The 16,286-nt window shown below is 37.2% G+C and carries 15 protein-coding genes; 2 read left to right on the top strand and 13 right to left on the bottom strand.

Features of this window, described 5'->3' with window-relative positions; all coding sequences use genetic code 11:
• Positions 1 to 18 precede the first annotated feature (18 nt).
• From B9N79_RS03335 to B9N79_RS03300, 8 genes are all read right to left on the bottom strand, one after another.
• On the bottom strand, positions 19 to 1,497 hold the full coding sequence (locus tag B9N79_RS03335) for a UDP-N-acetylmuramoyl-L-alanyl-D-glutamate--2,6-diaminopimelate ligase (protein ID WP_040056702.1): 1,479 nt from the start codon (positions 1,495 to 1,497) through the stop codon (positions 19 to 21).
• A 203-nt stretch (positions 1,498 to 1,700) separates the two neighbouring features.
• On the bottom strand, positions 1,701 to 3,620 hold the full coding sequence (locus B9N79_RS03330; RefSeq protein WP_040056703.1) for a stage V sporulation protein D: 1,920 nt from the start codon (positions 3,618 to 3,620) through the stop codon (positions 1,701 to 1,703).
• 171 nt (positions 3,621 to 3,791) lie between these two features.
• Positions 3,792 to 6,011 carry a penicillin-binding protein gene (locus B9N79_RS03325; protein ID WP_040056704.1) on the bottom strand — a complete coding sequence of 740 codons (2,220 nt, stop codon included), beginning with the start codon at positions 6,009 to 6,011 and terminating at the stop codon, positions 3,792 to 3,794.
• Positions 6,011 to 6,370 carry a cell division protein FtsL gene (gene ftsL, locus B9N79_RS03320; protein WP_046217812.1) on the bottom strand — a complete coding sequence of 120 codons (360 nt, stop codon included), beginning with the start codon at positions 6,368 to 6,370 and terminating at the stop codon, positions 6,011 to 6,013. Before ftsL ends, B9N79_RS03325 begins: the two co-directional genes overlap by 1 nt.
• 31 nt (positions 6,371 to 6,401) lie before the next feature.
• On the bottom strand, positions 6,402 to 7,340 hold the full coding sequence (rsmH, locus tag B9N79_RS03315; RefSeq protein ID WP_046217813.1) for a 16S rRNA (cytosine(1402)-N(4))-methyltransferase RsmH: 939 nt from the start codon (positions 7,338 to 7,340) through the stop codon (positions 6,402 to 6,404).
• 390 nt (positions 7,341 to 7,730) lie between these two features.
• Positions 7,731 to 9,341, bottom strand: coding sequence for a bacillithiol biosynthesis cysteine-adding enzyme BshC (gene bshC / locus B9N79_RS03310; protein WP_019391719.1), 1,611 nt, complete (start codon positions 9,339 to 9,341; stop codon positions 7,731 to 7,733).
• Between the two features lie 81 nt (positions 9,342 to 9,422).
• Positions 9,423 to 9,806: a DUF3397 domain-containing protein gene (locus B9N79_RS03305; RefSeq protein WP_019391718.1), complete on the bottom strand. Its 384-nt coding sequence runs from the start codon at positions 9,804 to 9,806 to the stop codon at positions 9,423 to 9,425.
• 2 nt (positions 9,807 to 9,808) lie between these two features.
• Positions 9,809 to 10,690 carry a 2-dehydropantoate 2-reductase gene (locus tag B9N79_RS03300; RefSeq protein WP_085117706.1) on the bottom strand — a complete coding sequence of 294 codons (882 nt, stop codon included), beginning with the start codon at positions 10,688 to 10,690 and terminating at the stop codon, positions 9,809 to 9,811.
• Positions 10,691 to 10,937: 247 nt separating this feature from the next.
• On the opposite strand from B9N79_RS03300, the gene B9N79_RS03295 reads away from it, so the two are divergent.
• Entirely contained in the window at positions 10,938 to 11,411 is a 474-nt protein-coding gene (locus B9N79_RS03295; RefSeq protein WP_019391716.1) for an N-acetyltransferase, read from the top strand.
• Positions 11,412 to 11,459: 48 nt separating this feature from the next.
• Here B9N79_RS03295 and B9N79_RS03290 read toward each other — a convergent pair whose 3' ends face one another.
• The 3 genes from B9N79_RS03290 to B9N79_RS03280 all read right to left on the bottom strand — a co-directional run bounded on the left by B9N79_RS03290 (position 11,460) and on the right by B9N79_RS03280 (position 12,921).
• On the bottom strand, positions 11,460 to 12,026 hold the full coding sequence (locus tag B9N79_RS03290) for an RsfA family transcriptional regulator (protein WP_019391715.1): 567 nt from the start codon (positions 12,024 to 12,026) through the stop codon (positions 11,460 to 11,462).
• Between the two features lie 140 nt (positions 12,027 to 12,166).
• Positions 12,167 to 12,337: a 50S ribosomal protein L32 gene (gene rpmF / locus B9N79_RS03285; RefSeq protein ID WP_019391714.1), complete on the bottom strand. Its 171-nt coding sequence runs from the start codon at positions 12,335 to 12,337 to the stop codon at positions 12,167 to 12,169.
• A gap of 68 nt (positions 12,338 to 12,405) precedes the next feature.
• Positions 12,406 to 12,921: a YceD family protein gene (locus B9N79_RS03280; protein ID WP_019391713.1), complete on the bottom strand. Its 516-nt coding sequence runs from the start codon at positions 12,919 to 12,921 to the stop codon at positions 12,406 to 12,408.
• Positions 12,922 to 13,080: 159 nt separating this feature from the next.
• Between B9N79_RS03280 and B9N79_RS03275 the strand changes: the two genes are divergently transcribed.
• Positions 13,081 to 14,286, top strand: a complete 1,206-nt coding sequence (locus B9N79_RS03275) for a nucleotidyltransferase (RefSeq protein WP_040056707.1) — start codon at positions 13,081 to 13,083, stop codon at positions 14,284 to 14,286.
• Between the two features lie 42 nt (positions 14,287 to 14,328).
• Here B9N79_RS03275 and B9N79_RS03270 read toward each other — a convergent pair whose 3' ends face one another.
• Positions 14,329 to 15,354, bottom strand: a complete 1,026-nt coding sequence (locus B9N79_RS03270; protein WP_019391711.1) for a SepM family pheromone-processing serine protease — start codon at positions 15,352 to 15,354, stop codon at positions 14,329 to 14,331.
• Positions 15,344 to 16,138: a patatin-like phospholipase family protein gene (locus tag B9N79_RS03265; RefSeq protein WP_019391710.1), complete on the bottom strand. Its 795-nt coding sequence runs from the start codon at positions 16,136 to 16,138 to the stop codon at positions 15,344 to 15,346. The genes B9N79_RS03270 and B9N79_RS03265 overlap by 11 nt, the downstream gene beginning before the upstream one ends.
• Positions 16,139 to 16,286 lie beyond the last annotated feature (148 nt).

The following is a 16,286-nucleotide window of genomic DNA, read 5'->3' as shown; positions in this document are numbered from 1 at the left end:
AAAAAACAGATCTAAGGTTTATGCCTGCTTCGTTTTGCTTTCAATAGATTCTAGTGCAACTTTGCGATCATCAAAGTCATTAACAGTTCCACCGATAATTTGATAAGTTTCATGACCTTTACCAGCAATTACGATAACATCTTTAGCCTGCGCTTTGTTGATCGCATACTGAATTGCTTCACGACGGTCTTCAATTGTTGTAAAGTTTTCTTCTGTGAGTTCTGTTGTCATATCGTTTAGAATTTCTTTTGGGTCTTCACTTCTCGGGTTATCAGAAGTAAAGATTGCTTCTGTACTATATGACACAGCTACATTGGCCATGATTGGACGTTTGGTTTTATCTCGGTCTCCACCACACCCAACAATAACATATATATTTTGCTCGGCAAATTGTTTGACCGTTTTTAACACATTTTCTAAACTATCTGGTGTATGAGCATAATCGACAATAACTGTATAGTCTTGTCCTCCATTGACAACCTCAAAACGACCGTCAACGCCTTTTACTTTAGAAAGAGCTGCTACAATTGTTTCTAAATCTACATTAAGCGCAAATGCAGCCGATGCTGCAGCTAAAATATTATAAATGCTAAACTCACCAATTAAATTAACGTGCATTGTCTTATTTCCAAGAGGCGTTACAAGCTCAAACGTTGTTCCGCTACTTGTCATTTCAATATTGCGAGCCATAATGTCGCTTTCCACATGAATACCATACGTTAGTAGAAAAGCAGTTGTCATTTTGGCATATAGTTCTGATGAAGCATCATCAGCATTTAGGACAGCATATTTAGGAGACGTTTCCTCAAATCGGTTTCCAAGCTGAGAGAAAAGAAGACCTTTCGCATAGCGATACTCTTCCATTGTATGATGATAATCAAGGTGATCTTGTGTTAAATTCGTAAATACAGCTACATCGTAATCACAACCGTGAACACGTCCTAAATCAAGCGCATGTGATGAAACTTCCATTGCTGCAACTTCGACATTTTCATCAGCCATCTTGCTAAAAATACCTTGTAGGGCAAGCGATTCAGGAGTTGTGTTTTGAACAGGATAAACTTCGGAACCAATTCTTGTTTCAATTGTGCCAATAACACCTGTTTTTTGTTTTTTCTCTTGAAAAATAGCTTCTAATAAATGCGTTACTGTTGTTTTTCCGTTTGTTCCTGTTACGCCAATAAGCTTTAACTTCTCAGTTGGTTGTCCGTAAAAAAAGTTAGCAAGCAAAGCCATAACTCGTCTTGTGTCTTTAACAATCACAACCGGAATATCAACATCTAGCTCATGTTCTGCTACAAGAGCTACTGCACCTTTTTCAACTGCTGTTTTGGCATAGTCATGTCCGTCAACCGTATACCCTTTCACACAGAAGAACAGGGAGCCTTCTTCAACTTCTCGGCTGTCCATCTTAAGAGAAGTAATCTCTGGATTTTCGTTACTTGTAACGTTGAACTGCCACTTTGGCAAAACGTTAATTAATTCTGTTAGTTTCATTGTATTCAAACCTTCCTTTACCTAAACCATTCTTGTATCTTTTTATGTCCACAAACTCAATATAAGGGTTAGTTGCGTCATTCCTCTTCCCATTTTACAGAAAAATAAGCCACGGGGGAATTCCCCAAGGCTTATTTCTTGAAATAATTTCATTTCCAAATCCGCTAAGCATACGCTAACCTTTATAAAATTGCCCGTAGAGTTTATTTTTTTCCTAAATAAATTCTAACCGTAGACCCTGCTTTAAGTTTTGTTCCAGCTTTTGGAGACTGTTTCACAACAACATCTCCTTTTCCGCTTGCATCTATTTTTAAATCAACAAGCTGCTCGCGTAAGTCTTTTTTATCTAGACCTACTAAATCTGGTGTTTCAATCATTGGTGTGTCAAGCCATGTTAGTTCTTTTTCAATCTGATCTTTACGCGGTTTAACTCCCATTGCTCGCAAGCTATCTTCCATAATGTTTCCGACAATCGGAGCTGCTACTACTCCTCCAAACTGTACGGTTCCTTTTGGATTATCAACAGCTACATATACAACAAGCTCTGGGTCATCCGCAGGAGCTACGCCGATAAAAGAAACAATATGATTATTTTCTAGATATTTTCCATCTTTTACTTTTTGCGCTGTTCCTGTTTTTCCTCCAACTCGATACCCTTCTACATATGCACCTTTACCAGAACCTTTTGCAACGACGCTTTCAAGTGCATAGCGTATTTGCTCAGACGTTTTCTCTGAAATAACTTTACGCTTCGCTTCAGGTGCCTGCTTTTTCACGACTTTTCCTGTAACAGGATCTGTCCATTCTTTGGCAATATGTGGCGTATAAAGAGTACCACCATTTACTGCAGCAGAAACAGCTGCAACTTGTTGAATAGGCGTTACAGATACACCTTGACCAAATGCTGTTGTTGCTTGTTCAACAGGACCAACGCGGTCAAGATTAAATAAAATCCCTTTGCTCTCTCCCTGTAAATCAATTCCTGTTTTTTGTCCAAAGCCAAAGTCTTTAATATAATCAAAAAGCTTCTCTTTGCCGAGACGTTCTCCAAGCTCTACAAAACCTGGGTTACAGGAATTTTGTACAACTTCTAAAAATGTTTGTTCACCATGTCCGCCTCTCTTCCAACAGTGAAGAGTTGAGCCTCCTACCTCAATTGATCCATCATCAACAAACGTATCTTTAGCAAGATCTACTTTTTTCTCTTCAAGAGCAGCAGCTAACGTAATAATTTTAAATGTAGATCCTGGCTCATAAGCGCTCCAAACCGGTAAATTTCGATTGTACACATCAGCAGGTACATTTTTAAAATTTGTTGGATCAAAATCCGGTCTACTTGACATGCCTAGAATCTCTCCATTTTTGGGATTCATTGCAATGGCAATCATTCCATCAGGATTGTATTTAGAATCAGCAAGGTCAAGTTCCCGTTCTAAAATAGTTTGTACTTTTGTATCAATTGTCAGCTTTAAATTTAGTCCATCTACAGGGGCCGTATAGTCATCTGCAATATTAGGCATTCTTTTACCTTTTGCATCAGAGTAAAATTCAACTGCTCCTTTTTCCCCGCTAAGCTGCTTGTCATAATATGCTTCAAGACCTGTTAGCCCTTGGTTATCAATTCCTGCAAACCCTAATACGTGAGATAAATAGCTTCCAAATGGATAATAACGAATAGAATCTTCCGCAATATAAACTCCTTTTAATCCAAGCGCGCGAATTTCTTTTGCTTTTTCATGAGAGATTTTACGCCCTTCTGGATTAATTCGTTCACTTGCTGCTTTCTTTGTAACATGCTTGTATGCTTTTTCTTTTGACATATTAAGTACAGCAGCAAGCTTTTCTGCAGTTTCTACAGGATCTTCAATTTGTCTGGGGACAATTAAAACAGAAGGGGCGCTTTTATTTGTTGCAAGCTCTACTCCATTTCGGTCTTGAATTTCGCCACGTTTTGGCTCAAACGGAATGTTTCGGCTCCACAAACTTTTGGCTTGCTCTGTTAATGTGTCTCCTAATACAAACTGAACGTATCCTAAGCGAACGTTAATAATCGAAAAGATAAGAATCCCGACAAAAAGGACGATTAACAGTCGCTTTCGAACGGTAACTCCAGACACGCGCATATTACGTTTCCTCCCCTACGTTTAAGCTCGTTCTCTACTATATGCTTGTACTTTCTCATATAGAACGAACAGAGGAGGCCTATTCACAAGCAAAAGTTCCCACAAATAAGAATTAAACGCTCTTACTTGTGAGAACATTGGATTTATTGAAAACCATAATCTTTTAATCTATTAATCAAGCGGTGCGTTGCTGTCACTTGATTCTTCTTGTTCTTCATCACTATCTTCTCGCTTCTCTTCAGCTGCTTTCTTTGCTGAGTGAAGTTCCACGCTTAAAAGACTTTTATTTTCCAATGAGGCACCTTTTTTAATACTTTGACTGCCTTTTGCTACATATCCGTGACCGCTAATAGCTGTCTTTAAATTAAGCAGCTCGCTAATTTCGAGCACATCACGGTAAGAAAATCCGGTCAAATCAGGCATTGTTGGTGAACCATCTGTTTGTAGGAAAACCTTGTTTCCATAAATGATTCTCGAACCTGGAGCAGGCTGCTGCTCTGCAATCGTTTCTCCGTTCCCAATAATAACTGGAGATAGCCCTTTTCCTGTTAATTCTTTCTTTGCTTCCTCAACAGAAGAACCAACATATGAATCTAGCGTGTTTCCATACTTTGTTTCACTAGATTTTGTTTTCTCTTTTTCTTCTTCACTAGGTTTCACCTGTAAATACTGCAAACTTTTTTGCATTGTCGGATTGAACACTTCTGCAACTGGCTTTCCACCTGTTTCATATGCTTTCAAATGAGGCTGCTTAACAGCAACGTACATCACTAATTCAGGATCATCTGCTGGAGCCATTCCCATAAATGAAAACGTATAGTTTTCACGGCCTGTCAGATACTTACCGTCCTCTCCCGCAATTTGTGCTGTTCCTGTCTTCCCTGCTACTTCATATCCATCAATATCGTAAGCAGCCCCTGTTCCATGCTCGCCTGTAACAACCGTACGAAGCAGTTTACGTACTTCCTTTGCAGACTCAGCAGAGATTGGTTTGCTTACTACTTCTGGTTTTGTTTCTGAAATCACTTTATCTTTTTGAGAATCAACCACTTTTTTCACAACATACGGCTTCATCATTTTTCCGTCATTGGCAACTGCCGTTACAGCTTGGATTTGTTGAATAGCTGTAATAGCTGAGCCTTGTCCAAATGCTGTTGTAACTTGTTCAAGCGGTTTATTGTACACAAATTTACTTCCTACTTCGCCAGGGATATTAATTCCTGTCTTTTTATCAAGACCAAATTTCTTAAAGTATTCCATAAGTCGATCAGGACCAATTTTCTCCATTGCAAGCTTTGCGAAAGCGACATTTGAAGAACGCTGTACTCCTTCGTTATATGTGATAGGCCCCCAGCCAACACCATTGTTATGGTCGCCAATTTTACTGCCGCCTACTTTATAACTTCCTGATTTATACAGCTCATCTCCGTTGTATACTCCTGCATCAACAGCTGCTGAGAGGGTGAAAATCTTCATTGTTGAGCCAGGCTCAAACCGAGAGCTTATAGCACTGTTTCCAAAGTTCTGGATGTTCCGCTGATTTGGATTAAATCCAGGTCTATTTGACATAGCCAAAATCTCGCCTGTTTTAGGATTTGCTACAATGCCAATAATACTTGATGGTTCATACTCTTTTTGCACTTCGCTCATTGACTCTTCCAAAAAGACTTGAATTTTTTGGTCGATTGTTAAATACACATCTTTTCCTTGCTTAGGTGCAACAATGGATTCTTTTGGATTAGGAAGCTTTAAACCCGTGGAGTCACTTTCATACGTCATATAGCCATCCTTTTCTGTTAAAGCGTCGTTAAACTGCTTTTCAATCCCCATCATTCCAACAGTTTCACCTTTATCATTTTTTTGAGCATACCCAATGATATGAGAAGCAAACTCCCCATTTGGATAGAAGCGTTTGGAACTCTCTTTAAATCCTATTCCAGGTAGATTTAACTTTTCAATCTTTGCTCGAAGCTCATGATTAATATTACGTCCGCCTGGGCCAAGCTCAACTTGAAACGCTCCTTTTCTCGTTAAGAGCGAAAGCAGCTTTTCTTCTTTCATATCAAGAAGAGGGGCAAGCTTTTCTGCTGTTTTTTCTGGATCTTTGACATGGTCTTCATAATCTTTGTCCAAAATAGCAATCACGGTATACGCTGTTGTATCTTCGGCAACAGCAGTACCCTTTCGATCATAAATTGTGCCCCGATGAGCTTCAATTGTGCTTTTATGCGTATGAGCTTTCTCAGCTCGTGAAGCTAAAAGCTGACCGTTTGCTTTTCCTGTGACTTCGATATAAAAAAAGCGACCAGCTAACACAAAAAAGAGCGAACCAAATATTAAAATTAATATCGCTGCCCCTTTTCGTATTGATCGATTGTTTTGTTTCGACATTACTTCTCACTCACAACTTTCACATTGTCTGCATTCATTTCTAAGCCGAGTTTTTTAGCTTTTTCTAAAATGCGATCATATTGACTAAGCTCTTTTACTTGATCATTTAAATCCATATTTACTGTTTTTTGAGCTTTTACTTTTTCTTCTACTTTTTGCACACTCGCATTTGCTTCATATAGAGCAGCTTGATTCGAAATAAACTGAATCGAACCGAACAGCATAAACCCACAAAACGTTACATAAATAAGCTTTTCACCTAAAGGAAGACGTACTTTTTTCTTTTTTGTTACATGTTTAATTTCGTGCTGGACAACTTCTCTTTCTTTTTCCTTTAATTTATACGCTAAATTATTCAATGTAACCCCTCCCTTTTTTTATCGCACCTTCTTATTCTTTTGCTTTCTCAGCTATACGTAGCTTAGCAGAGCGTGCACGATTGTTTTCATTAAGCTCTTCTTCACTCGGAAGAATTGGTTTTCTTGTAATCAGCTTTAATGCTGGCTCATATTCTTTTGGAATGATAGGTAACCCATGGGGCAAGTCTGGTAAAGAACTTTTTTCTTTGAACTTTGCTTTACAAATGCGGTCTTCTAATGAGTGGAACGTGATAACACTAATACGTCCGCCTTTTCTCACAACCTCAATTGCTTGTTCAAGCGCCATTTCAAAAACACCTAGCTCATCGTTGACAGCAATTCGAATAGCTTGAAACACCCGTTTTGCTGGATGTCCGCCTTTTCTACGGGCTGGAGCTGGGATTCCTTCTTTAATTAGTTCGACAAGCTCACTTGTTGTTTCAATTTTTTTCGTTTCTCGATAACTTTCAATTTTTCGCGCAATTTGCTTAGAAAATTTTTCTTCTCCATATTGGAAGAAAATTTTCACAAGTTTCTCATACGGCCATTCGTTTACAACGTCAAATGCACTTAGCTTTGATTGTTGATCCATTCGCATATCTAGCGGAGCGTCATGATGATAGCTGAATCCTCTTTCAGGGGTATCAAGCTGTGGGGACGAAACGCCTAAATCAAATAAAACTCCATCAACTTTCGTAACGCCAAGTTCTGCTAGCTTTTCTTTTAAAAAGCGGAAGTTACTTTTTACAAATGTTACTTTTCCTTCATAAGAAGCTAGCTTTTCTTTTGCATTTTCTAATGCTACATCGTCTTGGTCAAAGGCAATAAGATGACCTTCTGATGATAGCTGTTGTAAAATATATTCACTGTGTCCTGCTCCACCAAGGGTACAGTCCACATAAATGCCGTCGGGTTTAATATGTAATCCCTCTGCTGCTTCTTCTAATAAAACTGTCTTATGTTTGAACATGCTAGCACCTACTTTTTGTTCCCTAAACTATTACACCCTCTAATTTAGGATGCTTTTTTTATTATATATTAAATTACTTGTTTTTTTTAGCTTTTTCTACAAACTATCGACGAATTTTGTCAATTTATTATGTCATTGTAAAACATGAAAAAAAACATCCAATTACTCCCACAGTTTGAAGGCTAAAAAAACGCTTCCTGTTGCATTATAATGTTCACATTTTAAGATTGAAAAGTCCTGATGTGTTTTCTTTTGAAATTGTTCTTCTTTATTAGTATCTCCGACTTGACTTCTTTCTTACAAACAAAAATGTTTTTTTCATAAAATGTTTTTCTTTATAATTTTAATTCTATTTGGTCAAAAAAAAATCCTGCTAGTGGCAGGATTTTCTTATAAATAAATGATTTTCAATTTATGATCAAACTCGACAGAACAGCTTACAAGTTCGTCTACAAATGTAAAACCATATTTATTTATGTAGTAAAAAACGTTCCAGATTCTTTCCTGTGGCGCATTTTGTGGGACTAGAGCATTTTCAATCGAAAGATATTTATTCCAAGTCGCACTATGTCTTTTCAAGTGATCTTTCTCCATAATTTGGCTAATAGAGGATATTTGTCTCATAATAAGCTGTCGATTTTTATGAAGGAGATCAACATAATTTTTATTTTCTTGCAATACTTTATCACGAAATAATGAATGGACTTTTTCTACTTCTTCTTCTAAATACTCAATATGAGAAAGATATGCTCCTTGCCCACTCTCTTTTAGCCATTCATCTCTACGTACAGCAACGTTACCAGAGAAAACGTCTTCTAACGATAAATCTAACTTTTCCATATCTCTCGCAATTCCACGTTCAATAATTGCGTAAGAGAGTCTTGGAACAACAGGAGGCATCTTCATATCAAAAGTCCCAAAAACGTCCCCAAGTTCAGCCCAATAAGCTACTTCCCCGGGTCCTGCGATAAAAGCAAGCGTTGGGAACAAATATTCTTGCATAAGAGGACGAGTTACTACATTATTGCTTAAAAGTTCGGGCTTTACTTCAGCAATCGTTAAAAGCTCATCTTCTGAAAGTTTAATGCTTCCATTTTTCCCGTAAAATTTGGCTCCATTTCTTTGAAGCAATACGCGATGTCCATCTTCTGAATAAAAAATATGAGCATTAGCAATGTCTGTTTCAATAGCATTTTTATAGCGGTGACGAAGTTTCCCTTGCGTTTCTTCAAGAGCTTCACTAATTTTAGCATTCTTCTTAATAAGTTGTGTGAAGAAATCAGCTTCAATTTTTCTTAAAGATGATGAACCTGAGTCAATTAAAATGAGGCCATGTTTGCTGAATAACTTTGTAATGAGGAGAGCAAAGAAGTCAACGTACGTTGTCGCACTTTGCAAACAGGTTTCAACAAACGATATTGCTTTTTTAGAATATTCCTTTTCCCCGAATGCTTGAAAAGCTTCCTTCACCCATTTTTGGAGGGTTTCTTTATGAAGTACTGCCTCAGAAGCCATTTTCTGTTCCCCATCTTTGTAGACGTGTTTTTTCATTCCGTTTCCTTCAACAAAAATATGGTTAATCTCAGCAATATCATGATCTTCTCCTGCAATCCAAAAGACAGGGAGAACGCGCGAACCTAGCTTTTCCTCCTGCTCTTTTGCTAATTTAAGAATAGAAACAATTTTATTTATCGTATAAAGCGGGCCTGTTAAGAGACCTGCTTGCTGTCCGCCGACAACAACCGTTGTTTCCGCGTTTTTTAAAGTCTCAATGCTTGCTAGTGTTTCTTTACAGGCACCTAAATGTTCGTTATATGAAAGCAAATGATTTACTAATGCCTCTCTTGGTAACGAGCGAAGCATTAAGTCCTCTTTTCGCTCTTTATAAACATTTGGAGATAAAACATCATAATGAAAATATTCTCCAATAAAAGAATCTCCATTCACATAATCGTTCATAAGTGGATTAAGAAGTTTTCCCGCATAATCTATAAGTTCCATTGATGAACTTCCTTTCTGTACTCGAATTCACACTTCCCATTATCAATGCTATGCATTCATTCGTCTAGTAAATAGCCTCAGCTAAATATTTTGAAGACGACTAAAAATCCCATATATAAAAAGAGCTAAATGTGCAATAAAAAAAAGAAGAAAGCTCACTCTCCAAAATCCTTTTAAAACTCTTTTAAATTGGACGTCTTTCGTCTTCTTCCACTGTAGCAATGTCGTGAGAGCTGCAATAGTTAAAAGGATGAGTAAAATAAGCCATAAATATGAGCCTTCCCAAATAACAGCAGATAGGCAGTATACAGAGAAAATAAGGATAATGGTTGTAATATCAATTGATAGATGAAAAGCTCTTCGATTGCTTCCCAAAACCTTGCGAAGCACAGCATAAAACAGAATAAACGCCACTAAAGGAAGCGTTATAAGCGTTGCTAAAATCGCTGAAAAGATGCTTCCCATCCTTAACTCTCCCCCTTTTCTAATCCTTTTATAGAAGCGTATAAAAATGATAAGAGAGGCGTCTCGATTTTCTTTCTCTCCGCTTCTTCCAACACGTAACCAACGATTGCATCAATCTCTGTTATACCTTTATTTTGCAAGTCTTGAAGCATTGAAGAACGGTTATCTTTGGTGTTTTTGCAGATTGTTAATACGTTTTTAAAAGTACTTTCCACATCTTTTAACTCTAACACATTATGTACTTCATTAAGCAAAGCTCTCATATTTTGAAGAAAGTAGGGATTTTCTAAGAGAACTCCATTTTCCACTTTATAAAGAGCTGTTAAGGGGTTCACGAGTATATTTATGACAAGTTTCCCAAGAAGTATTTCCTTCCAATCATCTTCATAAACAAATGGAAATTGTTTGTTATATGTCAAAAGCGAAGAAAGGAATGTTTTCTCCCCTCTCCATACACTTACTTTTGTTTTTCCCTCTCCTTTGTGATGAACGGTATTTTCATTAAGCCGCAATGCTCCATGCTCCACAACTCCTAGAAAAACATTTTCAGCTGTTAATTTATCAAGCATTTTTAAGTGATTCATACCATTTTGAATAAAGAGCAGAGGACGGCATGTAGCCTTTAAAATGGGCATAATTGAAGAGAGCTGATATTCCTTTAACGTTACTATAGCGAGATGACCTTTATCCACATAAGAAGAGATTGGTTTTACTTTTGGAAAAAAGCGAAGAGAAGCTTCTTTATAAACTAAAATCCCCTTTTGCTTAATAGCATTTGCTTGTTCTTCTGTTTTAGTGTATAAAGTAACATCCCATTGTTCTGATAAATACCCTGCATATAATAATCCAAGGCTTCCCCCACCAATTACATCTAGTTTCTCCATTTTGCTCTCCTTCTATCATTTTTCCTTTAAAAGTCTTTTCTCTCTTGTATTGTACCAACAGAAGGAAAGAAAAAAAAGAGCCGAAGAGGGGCAAAAGTCTCATTTTTATTCTTCCCCTAATGTTCATCATGTGCTCTCTTTACCCTCCTGAAGAACATTTCCTAAGCATTGTACGAGCAATTTTCTAATAATTTAGTATATAATAAAAACAAGGGGTTCTTTATTATTTCTACAAGGGGGATTTTTTATGTATAACAAAGATGTAAAGAGGCTAAAAATCAACTACAAGACGCTCGAAGAATTTAAGAAATTTAAAGAATACGGCATACAAGAGCTCTCCATGTTAGAAGATTTACAAGCAAACATCTCAGAAAATGAAATAGAGTCACCTTTCTTTGGAATTTATTTAGGAGATAGTTTAGTCGCACGTATGAGTTTATACAAGCGAGGAAAGAAATATGATCAATACTTTGAACCTTCTCAAGAATATCTTGAAATATGGAAACTTGAAACGCTGAAAGACTATCAACAACAAGGATATGGAAGAGCTCTTATCGAGTTTGCAAAATCGTTTAACTTACCTATTAAAACAAGTCCACGTGTTAAGTCAAGTGAATTCTGGAACAAGATGGGCTTCACTCCTGTAAAATACGATATGGATCGAGACTTAGGCGAGAATCCACTTGTGTGGCAGCCTGCTGGTGTTTCTCAAAAAGCTTAACAACCTTATAAATAAAAAAGACAAGAAGGGATTTCCCCTTCTTGTCTTTTACTTCACTTCTTCCACTTTTTCCTTTACAGTTGAGTCACTTAAAACAACTCTTTTTGCTCTTTCCATAATTTCAATAAGCGCTTTATAGTCATCTCTTACAACAATTAAATTTGTTTGTAGCATTTGTTTTTCCTGCTCCAACCTGTTTACTTTCTTTTCTAACTCTTTTATTTTCAAACTAAGCTTTTTATTTTCTTCTGCAGCTTCCAAAGAACCACCATTTCCATTTTTAAGATTCTGCAGATAGCTAATAATCTCATCAAGCGTTAACGTTTTAACCCCTGTTCCTTCCTCAGAAGCATTTTGTACAAAAATCGGTGCCGGAACAGCTGAAGACTTAAATTCTTTCCGCTGTTTTTTAGCACTTTCAATTCCTGTTTTATATTGCTTGCGCACATAGGAATTCCAACGAAATCCGCAAGCAGCTGATGTTCTTGATAGCTTTCTTCCTACTTCTTCAAAAGCGGCTAGCTGTGTCCCACCTTCTCTAATATGGCGAAGGACTACTTCCGCCAACAATAAATCTTCATCACTAGTCCATGCATCCTGCCTTGTTGATGTCATCTTTAATCCCCCCTATTCTGTTTACTATATACGTATGCAGCTAATAGGGAAGATAGACTAGAAGAAATACATGATTGTTTTTTAAACTCTTCTTTTTCAAGACAAATAAAAAAACAGTGCAAAAATGCACTGTTTTTTTATTATTTTGCTACTTCTTTTCCTTTGTATGTTCCACAAGCTTTACATACGCGGTGTGCAAGCTTCATGTCGCCACAATTTGGGCATTCTACCATACCAGGAACTTGTAGTTTGAAATGCGTACGACGAGTTCTTTTCTTCATTTTAGAAGTTCTTCTAAAAGGTACAGCCATTCTTCCCACCTCCTTAAAAGGATTTACATCATATGAAGGCCGGTTAAGCCGGATCTTCTTAAAGGTTGTTAGTCTTTCTTGTCTTTAAAATAATCCTGAAGAACAGAGAGACGTGGATCTACTTTTTGTTCTTGATCTTCCTCTGTAATAACCTGCCAATCGTGACCAGACTGAGGGGCAGCCCCTTCTGGATTCTGTTCGTCACTAAAAACTTGGATAGGTACTTGAAGGACGATAAGTTCTTCCACTACCGGCTGTAAATCAACGATATCTTGTTCAATGTAATGAACATCTTCTCCTGTTTCTTCATCTGTTGACGTTAAAATAAAGGTTTCATCCGTTTCAATGTCAAATTCATAAGGAACATCAACAAGTGTTCTCGCACAAGGCAAGATAAGTTCCCCTTGTATTCTTAAATGAAAGGTAACATGTGTTGAGAAAATGTCTCCTCTTCCCGTAATATGAACAGGAGAAATATCACGAATCTCTCCATCTCGTTTTACGATGTCAGACAGATCTACTTTCTCATCTATATTTAAACCTTTACTTTGTAATTTACGCAGTTGGTGCACTGACCATTTCAACGTTATCACCTCAAAGCAACAAAAGTAATTATAGCCTTCACAAAGCTATTTGTCAATATTTTTTCTTTACACTATAATGTTGGTAATCGTTATCGTATATCCACTTTATCATTTTTTTTATAAATTGCAAAAGAAAAGTTTAAAAAGGAGGCAAAAAGCTTGAAAACAGTAGGTATTATCGCGGAATATAATCCGTTTCATAACGGGCACCTCTACCATATAAATGAAGCAAAGAAGCAAAGTGATACAGATTGTGCAGTCGTTATTATGAGCGGGAATTTTCTCCAGCGCGGGGAACCTGCTCTTGTTTCAAAATGGGCTCGCACTGCAATGGCTTTAAAAGCAGGAGCAGATGTTGTGATTGAGCTTCCATTTTTATTTGCTGTAGGACACGCTGATACGTTTGCATATGGTGCTATAAACCTTCTAGAATCCCTGTCTGTTTCGTCTCTTTGCTTTGGAAGTGAACATGGAGATATCTCTGCCTTCCTAAAAGCAGCTGAAATTGCACGTGCAAACAAACCTCTTATCGAAGAAAATATTAAAGCTGAAATGAAAAAAGGAAGTAGCTATCCAAACGCAGTAACAAATGCTTTAACTCATTTTAAAACTGATTTAGATTTATCACAACCAAACAATATCCTTGGTTTTTCTTACGTAAAAGAAATTCAGAAACTTGGTGCTAAGCTAACTCCTTTTACAATTCAGCGTAAAAGTGCAGACTATCATGATGAAAGTCTTCCAAGCGGTCCTATTGCAAGTGCTACAAGCATCCGAAAAAACCTATTCTCAAACCAAACAACTATTGAAAGTCTTTCTTCTTTCACACCACTTTCTACAGTTGATGAGCTGCAAAAGTATAAAAAAACATATAAACTTTTGCATAATTGGGAAGCCTATTTCTCCTATTTACAGCATCAACTTTTCATTCTTTCGGCTTCTGAGCTTAAAAGTCATTATGAAATGGAAGAAGGAATGGAATACCGCTTCTTAAAAATGATGAAAGAAGCTGACTCCTTCCAAACATTGATGACTCTTATTAAAAACAAACGTTACACATGGACAAGACTTCAACGCATGTGCCTACATATTTTAATGAATACAAATAAAGAGGAAGCTAAAGCTCTTCTAAACAGTCCTCCTCCATATGCAAGACTTCTAGGAATGACAAAGCAAGGAAAAAACTACTTAAATACAATGAAAAAAACTTTCGAAGTTCCCCTTGTTTCAGCCGTATCTAAAATGGACCATCCCCTTTTAAATATGGATATAAAAGCAACTAGAGTATATAGCCTACCTTTAGATATAAAGGTGCGTCAGCGCTTTTTCAAGCAAGAATATACAACACCACCTATTCAACTATGAAAAAAGAGCCGTTTCCCGTATCATACGGAAAACGGCTCTTTTCTATTCTTTTTCAGGCATCTTATTTAAGTAGGAAACAGCATCGTCAAACGTATCAACAGGTACAACTTTCATATCTGTATCAATTTGCTTAGCTGCCTTTAGGGCATCTTGATAGTTAGAATTTTTTGCTCCATGATTGTTTGGCGCAAAGAAAATCTCCGCTCCTGCTTTATCAGCTGCCACAATCTTTTGCTCAATTCCACCAATTTCTCCTACCTCTCCTTTTTCATTGATTGTGCCTGTTCCAGCAATTTGACGTCCCTTTGTCAAATCATCTTTTGTTAACTGATTATAAATTTCAAGTGAAAACATGAGTCCTGCTGAGGGGCCTCCAATTTCTTCTGAGTTAATTTTGACTTTTGGATTAACAGAGATATCAAAATCTGTTACAAGTGAAATTCCCATTCCAACTCGGTTGTTCAACACTTTTAACTGCTCTAGCGTAATAGTCTCTGTTTTGACTTTTTCATTTCTCTTAAATGTAACGCTTACTTTATCTCCTGCTTTTTTTCCTTCTACATATGAGATAAGATCTTCACTGCGTTTTACAAGTTTGTTGTCTACCTTTGTTACAATATCACCTGTTTTTAATACGCCGTCTGCTGGCATATCTGGAGCAACTGCCATTACATAAACACCGTCATATTTATACTCTATATCTTTGCCCGCTTTCTCGTAGGCAATGGCAATCGCAGATTCTTGAGACATTTCCATCATATGAAGCTGACGAGTGTTATACTCTTCATTGCTTTCATTTTCACCCAGTATTTCCTCTTCTTTATAAAGGTGACTAAAGTCTTGAAAATGAGCAAGTGCATAAGAAAGTGGCGTTGCCTTTCCAATACGAACCGTTGTTAACATAAGGGACCCTTCTTCTTTATAGCCGCCCTCCACTTTCACAATCGGTTCTAACTCTTCTGCAAGTCCTGGCTTCGTAATATAGTATGGCAATGGAATGAACGTAATGGAGAAGATAACAAGAACTCCAATGATAAACCATATAACTCTTTTGCTGCTACTTTTCATAAAATGACTCCTTCCACGTCTCGATCTTTTCCTTAATAGCGGGAAGTTGTTTTATTGCTTCTGCTTCCCCTTGTTCAATAATTTCTTTAATGTTTGTAAAAGCTCTTGAGCTAAACTTTTCAACGCGTGGACGAATCATAATGTCACAATTTGTTTCCCGGTTTTTAACAAGTTCCATCTGCAAAATATCAAAGCTTTGCAAAATAACGTCAAAAATCGAACCAATCTCAGCATCCATTTTAACACGTGAAACGTTCACACCAATAACAATATCAGCTCCCATTTCTTTTACGACGGAGACTGGGATGCGATCAACAACTCCTCCATCGACAAGAAGACGGCCATCAACTTTTTCAGGCACAAAAATGCCTGGTATCGAAATACTTGCTCTTACAGCTGGAGCAATTGGTCCTTTATCAAATACTACTTTTTCTCCTGTTTTAATATCTGTGGTCACAATTGATAAAGGGATATTTAAGTCTTCAATATTCTTGTTTTTCGTAAACATACGCACAAGTTCTTTCACACGTTCCCCTGCAATAAAGCCCATTTTAGGTAGCGTAAGGTCTGTGTAATATTTACGCTTGAACGCAAACGCAATGCGATAAAGCTGTTCCATTTCAAGCCCAGTTCCGTAAAAGGCACCAACAAGCGCTCCCATGCTACTTCCTGCTAAATAGTCAACTTCTATATTTTCTTCTTTTAAGACTTTTAAAACTCCAAGATGCGCAAATCCTCTCGCACCTCCAGAGCCTAGAGCAATACCAATTTTCGGGCGATTCATCTCCTTCACCCCATTATCCTTTATGAATTCTTTGGTCTAAATAATCCCCCAATGCTCGTATATTAGAATATGTACAACCTTCACTTTGGAGACGAAATCGTTAAAAATAGTTTATCACGTCTCCCTGTTTGTTGCATGTTTAACCCAA

Source organism: Priestia filamentosa, from assembly GCF_900177535.1.
GTDB lineage: Bacteria > Bacillota > Bacilli > Bacillales > Bacillaceae_H > Bacillus_I > Bacillus_I filamentosa.
The sequence above is the reverse complement of the archived record's forward strand: the minus strand, read 5'-3'. Positions and strand labels throughout refer to the sequence as shown.

Coding starts and splice junctions, on each gene's coding strand:
- B9N79_RS03335 (WP_040056702.1), bottom strand. CDS start 1,497: ATGAAACTAACAGAATTAATTAACGTTTTGCCAAAGTGGCAGTTCAAC.
- B9N79_RS03330 (WP_040056703.1), bottom strand. CDS start 3,620: ATGCGCGTGTCTGGAGTTACCGTTCGAAAGCGACTGTTAATCGTCCTT.
- B9N79_RS03325 (WP_040056704.1), bottom strand. CDS start 6,011: ATGTCGAAACAAAACAATCGATCAATACGAAAAGGGGCAGCGATATTA.
- rsmH (WP_046217813.1), bottom strand. CDS start 7,340: ATGTTCAAACATAAGACAGTTTTATTAGAAGAAGCAGCAGAGGGATTA.
- bshC (WP_019391719.1), bottom strand. CDS start 9,341: ATGGAACTTATAGATTATGCGGGAAAACTTCTTAATCCACTTATGAAC.
- B9N79_RS03305 (WP_019391718.1), bottom strand. CDS start 9,806: ATGGGAAGCATCTTTTCAGCGATTTTAGCAACGCTTATAACGCTTCCT.
- B9N79_RS03300 (WP_085117706.1), bottom strand. CDS start 10,690: ATGGAGAAACTAGATGTAATTGGTGGGGGAAGCCTTGGATTATTATAT.
- B9N79_RS03295 (WP_019391716.1), top strand. CDS start 10,938: ATGTATAACAAAGATGTAAAGAGGCTAAAAATCAACTACAAGACGCTC.
- B9N79_RS03290 (WP_019391715.1), bottom strand. CDS start 12,026: ATGACATCAACAAGGCAGGATGCATGGACTAGTGATGAAGATTTATTG.
- rpmF (WP_019391714.1), bottom strand. CDS start 12,337: ATGGCTGTACCTTTTAGAAGAACTTCTAAAATGAAGAAAAGAACTCGT.
- B9N79_RS03270 (WP_019391711.1), bottom strand. CDS start 15,354: ATGAAAAGTAGCAGCAAAAGAGTTATATGGTTTATCATTGGAGTTCTT.
- B9N79_RS03265 (WP_019391710.1), bottom strand. CDS start 16,138: ATGAATCGCCCGAAAATTGGTATTGCTCTAGGCTCTGGAGGTGCGAGA.